Source organism: Mycobacterium montefiorense (assembly GCF_003112775.1).
GTDB lineage: Bacteria > Actinomycetota > Actinomycetes > Mycobacteriales > Mycobacteriaceae > Mycobacterium > Mycobacterium montefiorense.
In genome coordinates, this window is the sequence record NZ_BFCH01000002.1 from 291,098 (window position 1) to 309,002 (window position 17,905).

Annotated in this window: 14 protein-coding genes; 6 read left to right on the plus strand and 8 right to left on the minus strand. The window is 65.6% G+C overall.

The features are described 5' to 3' along the window. Positions 1-23: 23 nt before the first annotated feature. Positions 24-1,118: a ferredoxin--NADP reductase gene (locus tag DB708_RS02435; RefSeq protein ID WP_108920331.1), complete on the minus strand. Its 1,095-nt coding sequence runs from the start codon at positions 1,116-1,118 to the stop codon at positions 24-26. A 157-nt stretch (positions 1,119-1,275) separates the two neighbouring features. Between DB708_RS02435 and hsaA the strand changes: the two genes are divergently transcribed. The 4 genes from hsaA to hsaB are packed head-to-tail and all read left to right on the plus strand — an operon-like array spanning position 1,276 to position 4,807. After that, positions 1,276-2,460: a 3-hydroxy-9,10-secoandrosta-1,3,5(10)-triene-9,17-dione monooxygenase oxygenase subunit gene (hsaA, locus tag DB708_RS02440; protein ID WP_108920332.1), complete on the plus strand. Its 1,185-nt coding sequence runs from the start codon at positions 1,276-1,278 to the stop codon at positions 2,458-2,460. A 3-nt stretch (positions 2,461-2,463) separates the two neighbouring features. Continuing rightward, the gene (gene hsaD, locus DB708_RS02445; RefSeq protein ID WP_108920333.1) at positions 2,464-3,342 is read left to right on the plus strand and encodes a 4,5:9,10-diseco-3-hydroxy-5,9,17-trioxoandrosta-1(10),2-diene-4-oate hydrolase; all 879 of its coding nucleotides are present in this window, start codon (positions 2,464-2,466) and stop codon (positions 3,340-3,342) included. Continuing rightward, positions 3,339-4,241, plus strand: a complete 903-nt coding sequence (hsaC, locus tag DB708_RS02450; protein ID WP_108920334.1) for an iron-dependent extradiol dioxygenase HsaC — start codon at positions 3,339-3,341, stop codon at positions 4,239-4,241. Before hsaD ends, hsaC begins: the two co-directional genes overlap by 4 nt. Continuing rightward, positions 4,241-4,807 carry a 3-hydroxy-9,10-secoandrosta-1,3,5(10)-triene-9,17-dione monooxygenase reductase subunit gene (hsaB, locus tag DB708_RS02455; RefSeq protein WP_108920335.1) on the plus strand — a complete coding sequence of 189 codons (567 nt, stop codon included), beginning with the start codon at positions 4,241-4,243 and terminating at the stop codon, positions 4,805-4,807. Before hsaC ends, hsaB begins: the two co-directional genes overlap by 1 nt. 392 nt (positions 4,808-5,199) lie before the next feature. On the opposite strand, the gene DB708_RS02460 is transcribed toward hsaB, so the two are convergent. Continuing rightward, positions 5,200-5,643 (minus strand): YybH family protein, encoded by a 444-nt coding sequence (locus tag DB708_RS02460; protein ID WP_165839706.1) that lies wholly within the window; start codon positions 5,641-5,643, stop codon positions 5,200-5,202. A 10-nt stretch (positions 5,644-5,653) separates the two neighbouring features. Further along, entirely contained in the window at positions 5,654-8,860 is a 3,207-nt protein-coding gene (locus DB708_RS02465) for a serine/threonine-protein kinase (RefSeq protein WP_108920337.1), read from the minus strand. A 278-nt stretch (positions 8,861-9,138) separates the two neighbouring features. On the opposite strand from DB708_RS02465, the gene DB708_RS02470 reads away from it, so the two are divergent. Both DB708_RS02470 and DB708_RS02475 read left to right on the plus strand, forming a co-directional pair. Next, on the plus strand, positions 9,139-9,969 hold the full coding sequence (locus DB708_RS02470; RefSeq protein ID WP_108920338.1) for an arylamine N-acetyltransferase family protein: 831 nt from the start codon (positions 9,139-9,141) through the stop codon (positions 9,967-9,969). A 215-nt stretch (positions 9,970-10,184) separates the two neighbouring features. Next, positions 10,185-12,062, plus strand: a complete 1,878-nt coding sequence (locus tag DB708_RS02475) for a fatty acyl-AMP ligase (protein ID WP_108920339.1) — start codon at positions 10,185-10,187, stop codon at positions 12,060-12,062. Positions 12,063-12,081: 19 nt separating this feature from the next. On the opposite strand, the gene DB708_RS02480 is transcribed toward DB708_RS02475, so the two are convergent. From DB708_RS02480 to fadD3, 5 genes are read right to left on the minus strand one after another with little or no spacing between them, the layout of a single operon-like run. Continuing rightward, positions 12,082-13,245 (minus strand): pyridoxal phosphate-dependent aminotransferase, encoded by a 1,164-nt coding sequence (locus DB708_RS02480; RefSeq protein ID WP_108920340.1) that lies wholly within the window; start codon positions 13,243-13,245, stop codon positions 12,082-12,084. Further along, positions 13,242-14,192: an acyl-CoA dehydrogenase IpdE2 gene (gene ipdE2, locus DB708_RS02485; RefSeq protein ID WP_108920341.1), complete on the minus strand. Its 951-nt coding sequence runs from the start codon at positions 14,190-14,192 to the stop codon at positions 13,242-13,244. The genes DB708_RS02480 and ipdE2 overlap by 4 nt, the downstream gene beginning before the upstream one ends. Positions 14,193-14,237: 45 nt before the next feature. Next, the gene (locus tag DB708_RS02490; protein WP_108920342.1) at positions 14,238-15,191 is read right to left on the minus strand and encodes an acyl-CoA dehydrogenase family protein; all 954 of its coding nucleotides are present in this window, start codon (positions 15,189-15,191) and stop codon (positions 14,238-14,240) included. Then, the gene (locus DB708_RS02495; RefSeq protein ID WP_108920343.1) at positions 15,188-16,333 is read right to left on the minus strand and encodes an acyl-CoA dehydrogenase family protein; all 1,146 of its coding nucleotides are present in this window, start codon (positions 16,331-16,333) and stop codon (positions 15,188-15,190) included. Before DB708_RS02495 ends, DB708_RS02490 begins: the two co-directional genes overlap by 4 nt. Before the next feature lies 1 nt (position 16,334). Continuing rightward, positions 16,335-17,879 (minus strand): 3-((3aS,4S,7aS)-7a-methyl-1,5-dioxo-octahydro-1H-inden-4-yl)propanoate--CoA ligase FadD3, encoded by a 1,545-nt coding sequence (gene fadD3, locus DB708_RS02500; RefSeq protein WP_108920344.1) that lies wholly within the window; start codon positions 17,877-17,879, stop codon positions 16,335-16,337. Between the last annotated feature and the right edge of the window lie 26 nt (positions 17,880-17,905).

Here is a 17,905-nt window from a genome sequence, read left to right on the forward strand (position 1 = left end):
CGAGGCAGAACCTAACTCCGCGACTAATCGTCGTAGGTGACTTCTACCGAATCAGATTCCGGGTGAGATTGACAGGCCAAAATTAGCCCTTCGTCCAGGTCCTGCTGCTCGAGCACGTCATTGATCTCCATGTTGACTTTGCCGCTGCGCAGGGTGCAGGCGCATGCTCCGCAGTGCCCTTCCCGGCAGGAGAACGGCGCATCGAGGCCTTTGGCGAGCAGGACGTCGAGCAGCTTGGCGCTGCGCGGCCAGGACACGGTGTGTGTTTCGCCGTCCAGCTGCACCACCGCGGTCGCCGGCGGCTGGTCGCCCTCGGCGGTGTCCTCGATCGTCACTGCCGCGAACGGATCGGAGTCCAGCGACTTGAACACTTCGATATGCACCTGTGGCGCAGGCACTTTCAGCGTCTCGAGGGCCTGACGCGACGCGTCCATGAACGGTCCGGGCCCGCAGATGAAGGCGTGCCGATCGGTGAACGGCGCGGCCAGCTTCGCCAGCGCGGCCGCGCTCGGCAAGCCCTGCAGCGACTCCAGCCAGTGCAGCACCGTGAGCCGGTCGGGATACTTGGCGGCCAGCTCGCGCAGCGCATCGGCGAAGATCACCGAGCTTTCGTCGCGGTTGGCGTAAATGAGCGTCACCTGCCCGCTGCCTTCGGCCAGCGCCGACTTGCAGATCGACATGATCGGGGTGATCCCGCTGCCCGCGGACAGCAGCAGGAAGTCCTGGTCGAGGGTCTTGGGCACGAAATTGCCCGATGGGGCCAGCACGTGGATCCGCATGCCTGCCTGGGCGTTGTCGCACAGCCAATTGGACGCGTATCCGTCCGCGGTCCGTTTCACCGTGACTGTGAGTGCGTCGTCGATGAACGGCGAGCTGCACAGCGAGTAGCACCGTGCCACCGAACCGGTCCGGTCGCTGGGCACCCGCAGTGTCAGGAACTGGCCCGGCGCGTAGCGCAGCCGGTCAGCCGGGATCTTCGGGTCGCCCGACGCGTCCGGCACCGAGAACACCAGCGAGCGCGCGTCGTCGGTCTCCTCGACGATCTCGGCGATCTGCAGTTCGAGAACGTGGTCGCCGAGCGGCTCGTCGGGTGCTTGGTCCAGATCCGCTTCCGTCAAGACCCACCCTCCCTTCCGTGACAACTAGAACATGTTACAGAAAACACGATCCATATCGCTACCAGGTGCAGGAATACCCTGCTCGACACAAATCAGAACATGTTCTAGTCTGCTGTGTAAGTCCACTGAGTAAGTCCGGCCCAGGAGGCAAACCTAAGTGACGTCCATTCAACAGCGTGATGCGCAGTCGGTCTTAGCGGGGATCGACGATCTGCTTCCGAAGATTCGGGAGCGCGCTCAGGCGACAGAGGACCTGCGCCGGCTGCCCGATGAGACCGTTGCCGAGCTCGACGAGGTCGGCTTCTTCACCCTGTTGCAGCCCGAGCAGTGGGGTGGTCTGCAATGCGATCCCTCGCTGTTCTACGAGGCGGTGCGGCGGATCGCCAGTGCGTGTGGTTCCACCGGCTGGGTCAGCTCGATTGTCGGCGTGCACAACTGGCACCTGGCGTTGTTCGACCAGCAGGCCCAGGAAGAGGTCTGGGGCGAGGACCCCAAGACCCGGGTCTCGTCGTCGTATGCCCCGATGGGCGCCGGCGTGGTGACCGACGGCGGATACCTGGTCAACGGATCGTGGAACTGGTCGTCGGGCTGCGATCACGCCACCTGGGCGTTCCTCGGCGGGCCCGTCATCAAAGACGGGCGGCCCGTGGATTTCGGCAGCTTCCTGATCCCGCGCAGCGAGTACCGCATCGATGACGTATGGCATGTCGTCGGCCTGCGCGGCACCGGCAGCAACACCGTCGTGGTCAAGGACGTCTTCGTGCCACGGCACCGATTCCTGTCCTACAAGGCCATGAACGACGGCACCGCAGGCGGGTATCAGAACAACACCGCGGCCGTCTACAAGATGCCTTGGGGCACAATGCATCCCACGACCATTTCGGCACCGATCGTCGGAATGGCCTACGGTGCTTACGACGCACACGTCGAGCACCAGGGCAAGCGAGTGCGGGCCGCATTCGCCGGTGAGAAGGCCAAGGACGACCCGTTCGCCAAGGTCCGCATCGCCGAGGCGGCCAGCGACATCGACGCCGCGTGGCGTCAGCTGAGCGGAAACGTCGCCGACGAGTTCGCGCTGTTGTCCGCCGGCAAGGAGATCCCGTTCGACCTGCGCACCCGCGCCCGCCGCGACCAGGTGCGGGCCACCGGGCGCGCGATCGCCTCCATCGACCGGCTGTTCGAGGCTTCCGGCGCCACTGCTCTGGGCAATGACCAACCGGTGCAACGGTTCTGGCGCGACGCGCACGCCGGCCGGGTGCACGCGGCCAATGATCCCGAGCGGGCTTACCAGATCTTCGGGAACAACGAGTTCGGGTTGCCGCCCGGCGACACCATGGTCTAACGCATGACCGCGACAACGGGGGAATTGACGTTCGAGTCCACCTCGCGCTTCGCAGAGGTGGACGTGGATGGGCCGCTGAAGCTGCACTACCACGAGGCGGGTGCAGGCAACGAGCAGACAATCGTGCTGCTGCACGGCGGCGGCCCGGGCGCGGCGAGTTGGACGAACTTCTCGCGCAACATCCCGGTGCTGGCCGAGCAGTTTCATGTGCTGGCGGTCGATCAGCCCGGGTACGGCCACTCCGACAAGCGTGCCGAGCACGGGCAGTTCAACCACTACGCGGCTCGGGCACTCAAAGGCCTGTTCGACCAGCTGGGTCTGGGACGTGTTCCGCTGGTTGGCAATTCGCTGGGCGGCGGCACCGCGGTCCGGTTTGCCCTGGACTACCCCGACCACGCCGGACGCCTGGTGCTGATGGGACCTGGTGGGGTGAGCGTCAACTTGTTCGCCCCCGACCCGACCGAGGGCGTCAAGCGGTTGGGCAAGTTCTCGGCCGAGCCCACCCGCGAGAATCTCGAGGCGTTTCTGCGGGTGATGGTTTACGACCAGAAGCTGATCACCCCCGAGTTGGTCGAGCAGCGCTTCGCGTTGGCCAGCACGCCGGAATCGCTGACGGCCACCCGGGCGATGGGAATGTCTTTCGCCGGAGCCGATTTCGAACTCGGCATGATGTGGCGCGAGGTGCATCGACTGCGCCAGCCGGTGCTGCTGATCTGGGGCCGCGAGGACCGAGTCAACCCGCTGGACGGTGCCCTGGTCGCGCTGAAGACGATCCCGCGTGCACAGCTACACGTTTTCGGGCAATGTGGGCACTGGGCACAGGTCGAGAAGTTCGACGAGTTCAACAGGCTCACCATCGACTTCCTGGGAGGTGCGCGATGAGCATTCGCTCTCTGGGCTACCTGCGCATCGAGGCCACCGACATGGCGGCCTGGCGTGAGTACGGCCTCAAAGTTCTCGGCATGATCGAGGGCAAGGGCAGCACCGAAGGTGCGCTGTATCTGCGGATGGACGATTTCCCGGCCCGGCTGGTGATCGTGCCCGGCGAGGGAGACCGTCTCATCGAAGCCGGCTGGGAATGCGCGAATGCCGCAGGCCTGCAAGAGATCCGGAACCGTCTCGACGTCGAGGGCACGCCGTACAAGGAGGCCACCGCCGCCGAGCTGGCCGATCGCCGGGTGGACGAGATGATCCGGTTTTCCGACCCGTCCGGCAACTGCCTTGAGGTCTTCCACGGTGCCGCCCTCGAGCACCGCCGCGTGGTCAGCCCCTATGGGCACAAGTTCGTCACCGCCGAGCAGGGTCTGGGACACGTGGTGTTGACGACCCGCGACGACGAAGAGACATTGCACTTCTACCGCGATGTACTGGACTTCAAGCTGCGCGACTCCATGCGGCTGCCGCCGCAGGTGGTCGGTCGGCCCGCCGACGGGCCGCCGGTCTGGCTGCGATTCTTGGGCTGCAACCCGCGTCACCACAGCCTGGCCTTCATGCCCGGACAGACTCCCAGCGGCATCGTGCACTTGATGATGGAAGTCGAAGAAGCCGACGACGTCGGGCTGTGCCTGGACCGGGCGCTCCGTAAGAAGGTGCCGATGTCGGCGACGTTGGGCCGCCACGTCAACGACCTAATGCTGTCCTTCTACATGAAGACCCCCAGCGGATTTGATGTCGAATTTGGTTGTGAGGGAAGGCAAGTCGAGGACGAGGACTGGATCGCCCGGGAGAGCACCGCGATCAGCCTGTGGGGCCACGACTTCAGCGTCGGCTTCAAGAGCTGATGGCGGCCGCGCCGATCGACCCGCGCACGTTTCGCGGCGTGCTGGGTCAGTTCTGCACCGGGATCACGATCATCACCACCGTGCACGACGACATCCCAGTCGGGTTCGCCTGCCAGTCGTTCGCGGCGCTATCGCTGGACCCGCCGCTGGTGCTGTTCTGCCCGACCAAGGTGTCGCGATCTTGGCAGGCCATCGAGGCCAGCGGCCGGTTCTGCGTCAACATGCTGACCGAGCAGCAAAAGCACGTCTCGGCGCGATTCGGATCCAAAGAGCCCGATAAGTTCGCCGGGATCGACTGGCACACATCAGAACTCGGTTCGCCCATCATCGACGGCTCGCTCGCCCACATCGACTGCACGGTGGCATCCGTGCACGACGGCGGCGATCACTTCGTGGTGTTCGGTGCGGTGCAGTCGCTGTCGGAGGCTCCGAAGATCAAGCCTCGACCGCTGCTGTTCTATCGCGGCGAATACACCGGGATCGAACCGGACAAGACGACACCGGCCCAGTGGCGCGACGACCTGGAGGCGTTTCTCACCACCACGACGCAGGACACCTGGCTCTAGAACTCGCCGGTGTCTCACCCGGGCGTTCCGCGATAGGTCCTTCACGCCCAGCGCAAATGGATGTTTGACGGCGCCACATTTTGGAAAAACGATTTCGGCATGCACTTGCCGACTGCCGCGATGTTGGTGAATTCCTTGAGCAAGCAGCTCGGTGATGGGTTCCCGGTGGCCCGTTGAGGGGGCGGGCCACCGGGCCGATCCGTTTTACGGATCCCCATATTAGACATATATCAAACAAGCGCAGCATGCGCTGCTTGGGGCCGCAATTTCATAGGCGCCGCCAATGTCGCCAACGCTGAATGCGCCGAATGTGCTGCTGGGCGAATTTTCGGCCGGATTCTCGCCGTCGGAACACGTTCGACGCGTCAGAGCAGCAGCTATTCGGGTTCGGCTTAATGCTGGTAGGTGGTTTCGGTATTGGCGTCGGAGAACATCTCCGAGACGATCAGCCACGATCCATCGTCCTGACGCTGTAACGCGCGCAGCGAGAAGTTGTCGCGGTCCAGCGTGGCGCCGCCGACCAGCCCCTGACCCTTGACCCGCAGGTGCGCCGAGACCAGGACTACTTGCGGGGTCAGGACCCGAAAACTGGTCTCCGGCGGACCGGCGAGCTCGCCGCGATTGAAGTTCTCGTCTCGGAACAGGCCGCGCAGGTACTCCACGATGTCATCGCGTCCGCGCTTGACCGTCCCGAACGCGTTGACCCAGTCGGCGTCGTCGGAATACACCCCCAGCAGCGGCTCGGCGTCACGCTCGTCGAACGCCTTCAGCAACGTCAGCAGCGTCTTGCCGATTGCTTCCTGATCGGCCCCAGCTAGCTGCGAGAAGTCGTGCACGCCACCAAAATTACATGAAGTCCAGTGCCTCGACGGTCGCGATCGGGCCCTCATGCGTGGGCCGGTTCGCGCCACCGATGACATAGACCGTGTTGCCCACCGTGGCCACCACCTCGGCATGCCGCGGTGTGGGCATTGGGGGCAACGTGCTCCACTTCCCCTCGGAGATGTCGTACATCTCGACAACGTTGAGCACCCGGGTCGGCTCCTCGCCGCCGACCGCCAGAATCCGGCCGTCGATATAGGTGGCGCCGTAGCTTCCGCGCGGCGTCGGCATGCCCACCAATTTGGTCCACTGCCCGGATTGCGGGTCGAACCGCTCTAGGGCAGCGGAGTTCTTGTCCGAGGACAGGAACCGCCCGCCGATCGTGTACACGTACGTGCCATCGGAGACCGCAGCGAGGTGTTCGCGCGGGGTGGGCATGTCGGCGGCGTCCTTCCACGAACTGCCGTCGAACACCTCGGTCTGCGGAACCATCTGCTTGGCGTTCTGCCCGCCGACCGCGACCAGCTTGTCGCCCACCACGGCCGCGGCCGGTGCCGCGCGAGGATGCGTGAGGGACGGTAACTCCACCCAGTTTCCGCCACGCAAGGCGAACACCTTGTTGGACCCTTCGGCGATGTTCTCGGTCGCGCCGCCGAGCACGACCACCTCGCCGCGGTAGGTCGCCGCCGCAGCATGGTGCAACGGGATGGGCAGCGGCGGACCGGTTTCCCAGGCGCCGGTCTTCGGGTCGTAGCTCTCGACCGTCTGCAAGGCGACGCCGTTCTGCAGTCCGCCCATGATCCAGATCTTGCCGTTGAGCACCGCCCACGCCATCATCAGCCGGGCGGTCGGTGCGTCCGGAAGAGAACGCCATTGCGCGGCCGGCTGGATCTTCCGGGCCGGCAGTTTGAGCACTTCCGCCGTCGACATCGCCTGGCTGTCGCCGATCGCACCGGATCCGCCGATCGCGTACACGGACTTCTCGACCGCCGCGACGGCCATCCCGTGCCGCGCAGTCGCCATGTCGGGCAAACCGGACCACGTTTTGGACATCAGGTCGAACACCGAAACGCTCTTGAGGACTTGGCCTCCGGAAACGCCACCGACGGCCACCAGCCGTCCGTCAGTGATGGCAACGCCCAGATCGCTGCGCGCCTGGGGAAGTGCGGGCAGGGTCGTCCAGCTCTTCGCCGCCGGGTCATACGCTTCGACGTTCACCTGGTCGGAGTCCCCGGTGGTGCCGCCGACGGTGTAGACGAGCTTTCCGTCCGAGGCCGCGGCCAACTGCTGCCGCGGGGTCGGTATCGGTGCGCCGAGGCTCCAGGAGGTGCCGTCGAAGACCTCGGTGGTGTTCAGCAGAGCACCGCTGGAGTCGACACCGCCCGTGACGACGAGGCGGTCGCCAACGACCGCGGCCGCCGCTGCCGCCCGGGGTTGCAGCAGATGGGGCAGCTCCACCCAACGACTGTTGATGACCCGCCAGGCCTGGTCCGTCGCAACATTCTTACCGCCGACGGTCTTGAAGCCGCCGAGTACGACCGGGTTTCCCTGCCAGTTGACCGCCATCGCGCGCTGAACGGCAACAGGTAGATCGTCGCCGCCTTTCCAGCTGTCGATGACGGGGTCGTAGCCCTCTTGCATTGACGTGACAGCGCCGTCGCTGCGAATCCCGCCGAAGATCCAGATTGTGCCGTCGACCTGCGTCGTCGCCGCCGCTGTGCGCGACATCCGAGCGTTCGTGATCGGCTTCCACACAACGGGCGCCTGGGTCGGCGGTTGGCTCGTGACGTGCTTCTGGTTGTTGTCGGGCGTAAGCCCGAAGTAGAGACCGCCGATGACCAGGAGCACGACCAGGACGGCAGCACCGCCGACCATCGCGACGCGATTGCGCTTTTTGCCCGGCTCGGTGAACCACTCCTGCAATTTGACCATCAACGGTTTGCGCCAGGGCGGCGGGACCGCGCCGGATGAGGCGGGTTGCCCGGGACCACTCGGCGGGCTCATTCCGGATCCGCCGCCCGCCGCTTCAGCCACCTGCCCAGGCGGCGCGGAGGCGCCAACCTGCGCTTGGGTTTCGGCGGTGTATCCGCCGCGCAGGATGCTCGCAGCCTCGAAGAACTCGTCCCGGGTCGGCGGTCCGGAGTGCAGACGTGGCGAAGCGCCTCCGACGACGTCACCGAGCTGTCTGGTGGGGCCCGGGTCCGCGGCGGGCGGGGTCGATTTCGGAACGGTCGAGGTGGTGCGGTCGGGCGTGGGTGGCGCCGCCGCGGGAGCGAGCGAAGTCTGGACTGCCACGCCCGTCTGAGTGTCGGTCGCGCGACCTGGCTCAGGGCCGGTGCTGGTGATCGCCATCGAATCGGGCCGCAAACCACTGAGCCGCTGTGCGGATTGCAATTCGCGGCCGAACTCCGCCGCGGAAAGGGGGCGCTCCGCCGGATCGATCGCCATCGCATGCTCGATCGCCGCGCAGACCACCTCCGGGATTCCCTCGGGACGCATGTCGGGAATCCGGGTCGTACTGATGCGCAGGTATTGCGCGACGAGGTCCTCGTCGTTCTTGCGCTCGTGCGCGGCCCCGCCCGCGATCAGCGCGTAGATGGTGGCACCCAGAGAGTAAATGTCGGATGTCACCGTCGCCGATTTGCCGGTCATGACCTCCGGCGCGGTGTAGTCGATTGTGCCGGAGAAGAACCCGGTCGCTGTTTCGTAGCCACCTTCGATGTGGGCGATCCCGAAATCGCTCAGCAGCGGCTCGCCGTAATCGCTGACGAGCACGTTCGCGGGTTTGATGTCGCGGTGCAAGGTACCGCTTTGGTGCGCGGTTTCCAGTGCCCCGCAAAGCTTTACGGCGATTCGTAACGCCTCGGGCCAGGCGGTTGGCCCTTCTCGACGCAGCCGGACCGCCAGGGAATCCGTGGCCATGTACGGCATCACAATGTATGGCCGGCCACTCTCGGTCACTCCGACCCGCAGGATGTTGACGATGTTCGGATGCCCCGAGAGCCCGCCCATCGCATAGCCTTCGCGCAGAAAACGCTCCCGGCTTTCTTCGTCGATGTGCGACGGCAACACCTTGATCGCGACGTTGCGACCCAGCGCCGTCTCGTAGGCGCAATAAATCACTCCGGCGCCACCCCGGGCCACTTGGCGTGCGTCCTCGAATCCGGCGGAGGACAGTTCCACGATGATGCCGCTAGGCGCAGGCGCGTCTTTGGGGGACCCCTCACCCATAATTCTTGGCGCTCAACTTCCCCGCGATTGTCGAATTCGCGGGTTCAAGAGTATCGCTCGGTAACTCCCCGGGGACCGGATTCGAACATGATCAATTGGGCGATGATCCACAAATGTCCGGCCGGCGCGCCAGCTCAACAGCGCCGGGGGTCGGGGTCCGTGGGCGGTGCCCTCGGCGCGCTGTCAGCGGAACGGCCCCAGCGAGGCATGAAATTGATCCAATCGCCTTCTCACGCCATGGGTTTCCTGTTGCGTTAGCGCTCGGCCAGAATGGACCTATGACACTGGACGTGACCGCGTACTTCGAGCGCATCAACTATCGCGGTGCCGTTGAGCCGACCCTTGACGTGCTGCAAGGTCTGATGACTGCTCACACGCAGACCATCCCGTTCGAGAACCTCGACCCGATGATGGGCGTTCCGGTCGATGATCTTGGGCCGGACGCACTGTTCGACAAGCTGGTTCATCGGCGCCGGGGCGGCTTTTGCTACGAGCAGAACGGGTTGATGGGTTACGTCCTGGCGCAGGTGGGCTTTCGGGTGCGCCGATTGGTCGGGCGGGTGATCTGGATGCTGGCGCCCGACGCGCCGGTGCCGTCCCAAACCCACACGGTGCTCGCCGTGACGTTTCCCGGCTCGCAGGGCTGCTATCTCGTTGACGTCGGCTTCGGCGGCCAGACCCCGACGTCTCCGATCCGTTTCGAAACCGGCAACGTCCAGCAGACAAACCGCGAGCCCTACCGGCTCGAGGAGCACGGCGAGGGCCTGGTGCTTGCGGCCCAGGTCCGTGGCGAGTGGGAGTCACTGTACGAATTCACCACCCAAACCCGGCCGCAGATCGATCTGAAGATGGGTAGCTGGTACGTCTCGACGAACCCGGCCTCGCCCTTCGTGACCGGCCTGATGGCCGCATTCGTCAGCGACGATGCCCGAATCAACCTGGCCGGCCGCCACCTGGCTATCCACCGCGACGATGGGACCGAAAAGATCGTTCTCGACGATGCGGCCGCGGTCGTAGACACCCTTGGCGATCGGTTCGGAATCAATATCGACGACGTCGGCGAACGGGGCCGGCTGGAAGAGCGCATCGCCAATATTCTCGACAATTGAGCACCTGGCTTGGGTCGCGGGCGAGTTTCGAACACGTTTGCAAACTCGCTATCCGAGCGGTCTCTGCGACCGAAAATCCTGGGCCCGAGAATGTCGGTCTAGCAAATCTGTCCGTACCGTTCTGGCCGTCCTACCAGGCCCTGAGCGGTGACAAACGGGCCGATAGTGCCCCGATCGTGATCTGCGCCATAGCGAACCGGTGCGGCGAATAGCACATGCGCCTATTAATCTGTCCTACCGTGAGTCGGGAACTCTGCTTGGACGACGTTGTGCCCACTGCGGGCGATGTGGACCCTTTCGCTTTGCACGAGGGCGCAATCGCCGTACCCGAAGGCTTGACGTTGACCTCGTATTTTGACCGCAACCGGGCCGAGCACGGCGACAGTCCGGCATATCGCTTCCTTGACTACTCGCAGGAAGCCGATGGCCGGCCCGTGGTACTCAGCTGGAACGAGCTATGGGTCCGGGTGTGTGCGATCGGCGCCCGCTTGCAGCAGGTCACCAAGCCGGGCGATCGGGTGGCGATTCTGGCGCCGCAGGGCCTCGACTATGTGGCGGCGTTCTTCGGTGCCGTCTATGCAGGCAATATCGCTGTCCCGCTCTTCGCGCCGACCATGTCCGGGCATGCCGAGCGATTGGCTGCGGTGCTGGCCGATGCCCGGCCCGCCGCGGTATTGACCACGACCGCCGTCGCCGAGTCGGTTCGGACGTTTATCCGCACGCTTGCGCCCAACGAGCGACCTCGGATGATCGCGGTGGACGCGCTGCCGGACACACTCGGTTCGATGTTCACCGGCGCCAGCCTGCACACCGACGACATCGCGTACCTGCAGTACACCTCGGGCTCGACGCGGTCACCGGCCGGAGTGGAGATCACCCATCGATCCGTCTACACGAACGCGATGCAGATGGTTATGAGCGGTGGGCTGGACGTCGACGTCCGAACGGTGAGCTGGCTGCCCTTGTTCCACGACATGGGGCTGATGATGATCATGTTCACGGCGTTCTTCGGGGCGCACGTCACGATCATGGATCCGATGGCGTTTCTTCGCCGGCCCTACCGCTGGATCAAGCAACTGGGCATCGAGGCGACCTACGGCCGCACCTTCGCGGCGGCACCGAACTTCGCCTTCGAACTGACCGCGGAGCGGGGACTGCCTCCGGCGGGCGAGAGCCTCGACCTCAGCAACGTCGTCTGCGTCCTCAACGGGTCTGAGCCGGTCACCATGTCGGCGGTGGAGAAGTTCACCAACGCGTTTGCTGCGTACGGGTTGCCGGCCAACGCTGTCAAGCCGTCCTACGGAATGGCCGAAGCGACGCTCTCGGTGGCCAGCATCTCCCAGGACGCCACGGCGAGCGCTATCTTCCTCGATCGGGAAGAACTCGGCGCCGGCCGCGCGGTGGTCGTCGCACCCGAGCATCCGAACGCTGTCAGCCAGGTGTCCTGCGGGCAGCCGATTCCCGATCAGTGGGCGGTGATCGCCGACGCGAATGGCGGCGAGCTGCCAGACGGCATCGTGGGCGAAATCTGGTTGCAAGGCAACAACATCGGCCGCGGATACTTCGGGCGCGAGGACGAGACACGTCGCGTGTTCGGTAACAGGCTGCAGTCCCGGCTCACCTCCGGCAGCCATGCCGAGGGCACCGCCGACGGCGGCTGCTGGTTGGCGACCGGTGACCTCGGCGTCTACCTCGAGGGTGAGCTGTATCTGACCGGCCGGATCAAGGACTTGATCATCATCGATGGCCGCAACCACTATCCGTTCGATATCGAGACCACGGTCGGCGACTGTTCACCCGCTGTGCGCACCGGCTATGTCGCCGCGTTCTCCGTTCCCGCAGACATGCTCGCGTCCCCGGATGGCGGCTCCGGCGAGCAGCTGGTGGTCTTGGCCGAGCGTGCCGCGGGCGCCGGTCGCACCGATCTGAGTTCGATCGAGGACACCGTGCGAGCGGCCATTTTGCGCAACCACCAGGTTCGGGTCGCCGATGTGCGGCTGGTGGCCGCCGGCACCATTCCCCGCACTACGAGCGGCAAACTCGCCCGCAGTGCTTGTCGGGCCGAATACCTGGCTGGCAAGTTCAACCGCTGACGTCGATCTCGGCGAGCCATTATGCCGACAGGAACGGCCCGATTCGGCGGATGGCTTCTTCGATGTCACTCGTGGGTCCGGCGAACGACAGTCGGACGAACCTGTTGCCCTGCCCGATGTCGAAGTCGATTCCTGGAGCGATCGCAACTCCGGTGTTAGCCAACAACTTTGAGCAGAAGGACAGTGAGTCGTCGGTGTGCTCCGAGACGTCGGCGTAGACGTAGAACGCCCCGTCGGTAGGTGCCAGCCGGTCGATGCCGATTTCGCGCAGCCCATCGAGCAGCAGCGAGCGGTTGAGCGTGTAGTGGTTCAAGTTTCCCTCGGCCTCGGCGGTTGACTCCGGGGTGAACGCCGCCACCGCGGCGATCTGCGACAGCACGGGTGGGCAGATGGTGAAGTTGCCGGTCAGGCGGTCCACGGCGCGGCGCAACTCGGCCGGCACCAGCAGCCAGCCCAGCCGCCAGCCGGTCATCGCGTAGTACTTGGAAAAGCTGTTGACCACCACGGGATTTCGCGACGTACGCCAGGCGCAGCTGGTCTGTGGGGCTCCTTCGTAGACCAGTCCGTGGTAGACCTCGTCGCTGATCAGCCGTACGCCGGCGGCGTCACACCAGGACGCGATCGCCGCGAGCTCCTCGGGCGGTATGACGGTTCCGGTCGGGTTGGCCGGGCTGGCGACGATGACGCCGCGCACCGGTGGGTCGAGCTCGGCGAGCATCCGTGCGGTGGGCTGGAACCGAGTCGCTGCACCGCACGGGATCTCCACCACCTCACATCCCAACGCGGATAGGATATTCCGGTAACACGGGTAGCCGGGACTGGCCAGCGCCACCCGATCGCCAACGTCAAAGCACGCCAGAAACGCCAGCAGGAACCCTCCCGAGGAACCCGTGGTGATCACCACCGCGTCGGACTCGACGGAGATACCGTGCAGGCGTTGGTAATCCGCCGCGATCGCGGCGCGCAGCTCCGGAATGCCCAAGGTCACCGTGTAACCCAGCTGATTGCCGTGCAGGGCCGCCGCCGCGGCCGCCCGCACCGGCCCGGGAGCGCCCACGCTGGGTTGACCTGCTGACAGGTTGACCAGGTCGCCGTGGCTGCGCTGACGCTCCGCGGCAGCCAGCCAGACATCCATCACATGGAATGGCGGGATGCCGGCACGCAGCGCGACGGAGCCGTTCACGGCGTCTTAAGCACCTCGGATTCCAGTTGGCGCAACACCTCTCGCGTCGAGTCGAGCAGTTGTGCGCTGCCATGTGCGCGTTTGAAATAGAAGTGCATGTCGTGCTCCCAGGTAATCGCGATGCCGCCGTGCAGCTGGATGCCTTCGCCGGTCACAGTACACAGCGCCTCGCTGGCGACCAGCCGGGCTGTTGCGGCGTTGGTGGGGGTGGGGTCGTTGCAGGCGTCGGTCACTATGGCCTTGGCCGCCGCGATCGCGACATACAGATCGGCCATCCGGTGCTTGAGTGCCTGGAAGCTGCCGATCGGCCTGCCGAACTGCACTCGGCTCTTGGCGTATTCGACGGTCAGCTCCAGACAGCGTTCGGCGGCCCCAATCTGCTCGGCCGCCAGCAGGATCGCCGCGATGTCGGCCAGGCCCGGGTCAGGGCCCAGCGTGACGGTGTCCTCGGGCGCGACCCGGGCCAGCCGGCGGGTCGGGTCCATGGTGGTAACCGGCTGCGCGCTGAATCGGGTCCACCTGCTCAGCTGGCCATCGTCGACGGCGACAACCACATCGGCGATGTCGCCGTTGACCACGTAGTCGGCGTCGAGAACCAACGCCCCGATCGAGCTGCCCTCGGCCAGCGATTCCAGTGTTTCGCCGTCCGGCTCGGGTGCAGCCAGCAGCGCCAGCTCCGCCAAGGTGGTGCCCAGCAGCGGGGAGGGCACCAATGCACGGCCAAGTTCTTGCAGAACCGTTGCGGCATCGGCTAATTCACCACCGGCCCCGCCCAGTTCCTCCGGTATCACCAGCGCCGCGGCGCCGACCTGCTCGCAGAGCAACTGCCACAATGACTCGTCGTAACCCCGCTCGGATTCGATCGCCGCGCGCACCGCCGAGGGGTTGGCGTGTTTGGTGACCAGCGCGGCGACAGTCTCGGCCAGCAGCTCCCGTTCTTCACTCATGACGCCCCTCCACATTGCTGCGCGCTGCATCGTCGCCGGCGCGACTCACAATGCCTCCAACACTCGGCGTCGGTGCGCCTCCGGTGTACCCCAAGCCGATCGCAAAGCTTGCACTCGCAGCAGCCATAGTGACAGGTCGTGTTCCTGGGTAAAGCCGATTGCGCCATGCGTTTGCAACGCAGAGCGAGCGGCTAGCAGACCGGCGTCGGACGCCGCGGCTTTGGCCGCGCTCACCTCGCGAGCGGCGGCGCTGGTGCCATCGGCCAGCGCCAACGCGGCGCCGTACACCAGCGGGCGAGCCAGTTCGATCGCGATGTGCACGTCGGCCAGCTTGTGCTTGATCGCCTGATACGAACCGATCACCCGGCCGAACTGGCTGCGCTGCTTGGCGTATTCGACGGTGTCGTTCAGCAGCGCTTCGGCGGCACCGACCAGCTGCGCGGCGGTTGCCAAGGCCCCGAACTCGTACGCGCGCTTAATATCTGCCTGCCACGACTCTCCGCTTGCCGTCACGTCGTAGAGGCGCCGGCTGGGATCGACGGATCGGTGGGCTTCACCAGCGGTCGCCTCGCTGACGCCTTCGTCGCCGGCCAGCAGCACCAGTCCGGCGGCTTCGGCGTCAACTGCGCGCGGGTTGTGCGGTGGCAGCGCTACCGTCGCGATCAGTTCACCGGACGACAACTCGGCGCTGCGTTCGTCGTCGGCGAGCAAAACCGGTGCCACGGCAATGGATTCGGCAACCGGTCCGGGTACGCACCAGCGTCCGAGCCGTTCCAGCGCGACCGCCAGGTCCACCGGGTGGGCGTCGAGGCCGTCGAATTTCTCCGGTACGCCCAGCGCGGTTACGCCGAGGTTGGCCAACTGCTCCCACACCTTGCGGCCGGGCGCGACGTCGCCGTCCGACCAAGCGCGCAGTGCACCCGGTAGGTCCGCCGCGGCCAGGGCCGCGTCGATGCTGGCCGCGAAGTCGCGCTGCTGTTCGTCGAGCGCAAATTTCACTTCTTGCCTCCGGACTTTTCGCGCGGCAGGCCCAACAGCCGCTCGGAGATGATGTTGCGCTGAATTTCGTTGGTACCGGCATAGATCAGGCCGCCCAGCGCAAACAGCAAGCCATCGGTCCACGGCCCGGCAAGCTCGCCGTCGGCGCCCCGAATGTCCAGGGCAGTCTGATGGATCGCCACGTCAAGGTCGGACCAGAACACCTTCGTCACCGACGATTCGGCGCCCAGCTCGCCGCCGGCCGCCAGCCGGGTCACCGTGCCGAACGTCTGCAGCCGGTAGGCCTGCGCCTTGATCCAGGCGTCGGCGACCCGGTCGGCCAATTCGGTGGGTGAGCCGCTGTCCTTCCACAGCTGCACCAGCCGCTGCGCGGCAGCCAGGAACCGGGCCGGGCTGCGCAGTGACATTCCGCGTTCGTTGCTCGACGTGCTCATGGCTGCGCGCCAGCCGTCGTTCGGGGTGCCGATTACGTCCTCATCGGCCACGAAGACGTCGTCGAGGAAGATCTCACCGAAGCCGGTGTCCCCGCCCAGCTGCACGATGGGCCGTACGGTCACACCCTTTGCCAACAGGTCGAACATGAAGTACGTCAGCCCGTTGTGCCGCTCCGCGGAGGGGTCTGACCGGAACAGCCCGAAGCCCATATCGGCGAACGGCGCCCGCGAGCTCCAGATCTTCTGGCCATTCAGCAACCAGCCGCCCTCGGTCTGGGTCGCGGTGGATCGCAACGACGCCAGGTCGCTACCGGACTCCGGCTCCGACCAGGCCTGTGCCCATGTCTGTTCGCCGCTAGCCATTTTCGGCAAGATCCGGTCCATCTGCTCGTCGGTGCCGTGTGCGAACAGCGTCGGTGCCAGCATCGAGGTGCCGTTGGCGCTGCCTCGGCCCGGTGCTCCGGCGCGGAAGTACTCCTCCTCGAAGACCACCCAATGCAGCAGGGGTGCATCGCGGCCCCCATACTTCTTCGGCCAGTTGATCACCGACAGGCCCGCGTCGAACAGCACCTTGTCCCAATGGCGGTGCTGAGCAAAGCCTTTCGCGTTGTCATACGACTCGGTCGGGATCGACTCGGCGTTGGCCGAGAGGAAGTCCCGTACTTCGGCCGCAAACGCCAGCGTCTCTTCGTCTAGTGCCAGATCCAATTCAAGCCAACTCTCGCAGTTGTGGTTTGACCACCTTGCCGCCGGAATTGCGCGGCAATGCGTCGACGAACCGCACCGAGCGCGGTGCCTTGAAGTTCGCCAGATGTTGTCGGGTATAAGCGATTACCGACTGTTCGTCGAGGTTCGCGTCCGGACGGGCTACCACGAACGCGCGGCCCACCTCGCCGAGACGCTCGTCGGGAACGCCGATCACCGCGGCGTCGGCCACTCCTTGCATCCGCGCCAGCACCTGCTCGACCTCGGCGGGGTAGACGTTGAATCCACCGCAGATATACATGTCCTTGAGCCGGTCGGTGATGCGCAGGTTGCCGTTCTTGTCGAGGACGCCGATGTCGCCGGTGTGCAGCCAGCCTTCGGCGTCGATGGCCGCGGTGGTGGCCTCCTGGTCGTCGAGATAGCCCAGCATCACATTCGGCCCGCGCAGCAGCACCTCGCCGGATTCGCCGGGAGTGGCTGAGTCGATGCGCAATTCGAAGCCGGCGAATGGACGACCGCATGTGGTGGCGACGGTCGCGGCGTCGTCATCGGCGCGGCAACTGGTGCCCATGCCGTTGGCTTCGGTCAGGCCGTAGGCGGTCAGCACAATGTCGATGTCGAGCTCGGATTGCATGCGCTCCACCAACACAACCGGAACGGTGGCCGCGCCGGTCACCGCGAACCGCAGCGAACTCAGGTCGTAGTCGCGGCGTGCCGGATGATCGAGAAGGGTCTGGTAAATCGTTGGCGGCCCGGGCAATACGGTGATGCGGTGCCGCTCGATCGCCTGCAGTGCGCGCAGCGGATCGAAGGTGAGGTGCGGGATCAGCGTCGCACCGGTTTGCAGGCAGGCCAGGATGCCTGCCTTGTAGCCGAAGTTGTGGAAGAACGGGTTGATGCACAAATAGCGGTCGTCGCTGGTGATCTTGCCGTTGGCGGCCCACGATGCCGAGGCCGACAGCGACTGCCGGTGCGCGCACAGCACCCCTTTGCTGCGGCCGGTGGTTCCGGACGTGAACAGGATGTCGCTCAGGTCGTCGGGGACGACGGCGGAGGCACGAGCGATCACCGCGTTGGTGTCGATGCCGCCGGCGATGAACTCGTCCCACGTTCCGGCACCGGTCTCTGGGGCGTCGATCGGAATCCGGACGATGTGGCGCAGCGCGGGCAGTGCGGCACGGTCCAGGTCGGCAAGGCGATCGTTGCCGAGGAACTGGCCCATCCCGAACAGCACCGGAGCGGCGGTACGCGCCAGGATGTCGCTGGCCTCCGCCGCGGTGTAGCGGGTGTTCAGCGGCACCATCGCGGCGCCGGCATGGTGAATCGCCAGACAGGCGATTACCCAGTGCCAGGTATTCGGCGACCACACGGCGACCCGATCGCCATGCTCGACACCGAGCGCGATCAGGGCCGCCGCCGCACGGTGTACTTCGTCGCGCAGTTCGGTCGCGGTGAACGACCGGTCGTCGGTGATCAGCGCGGCCTGGTCCGGGAACTGGTCGGCAAAACGATCCAGCGCCGCGGGAATGGTGCGGGCATCGCCGGTCATCGAGACTGCTCCTAACAAAGCAAGTG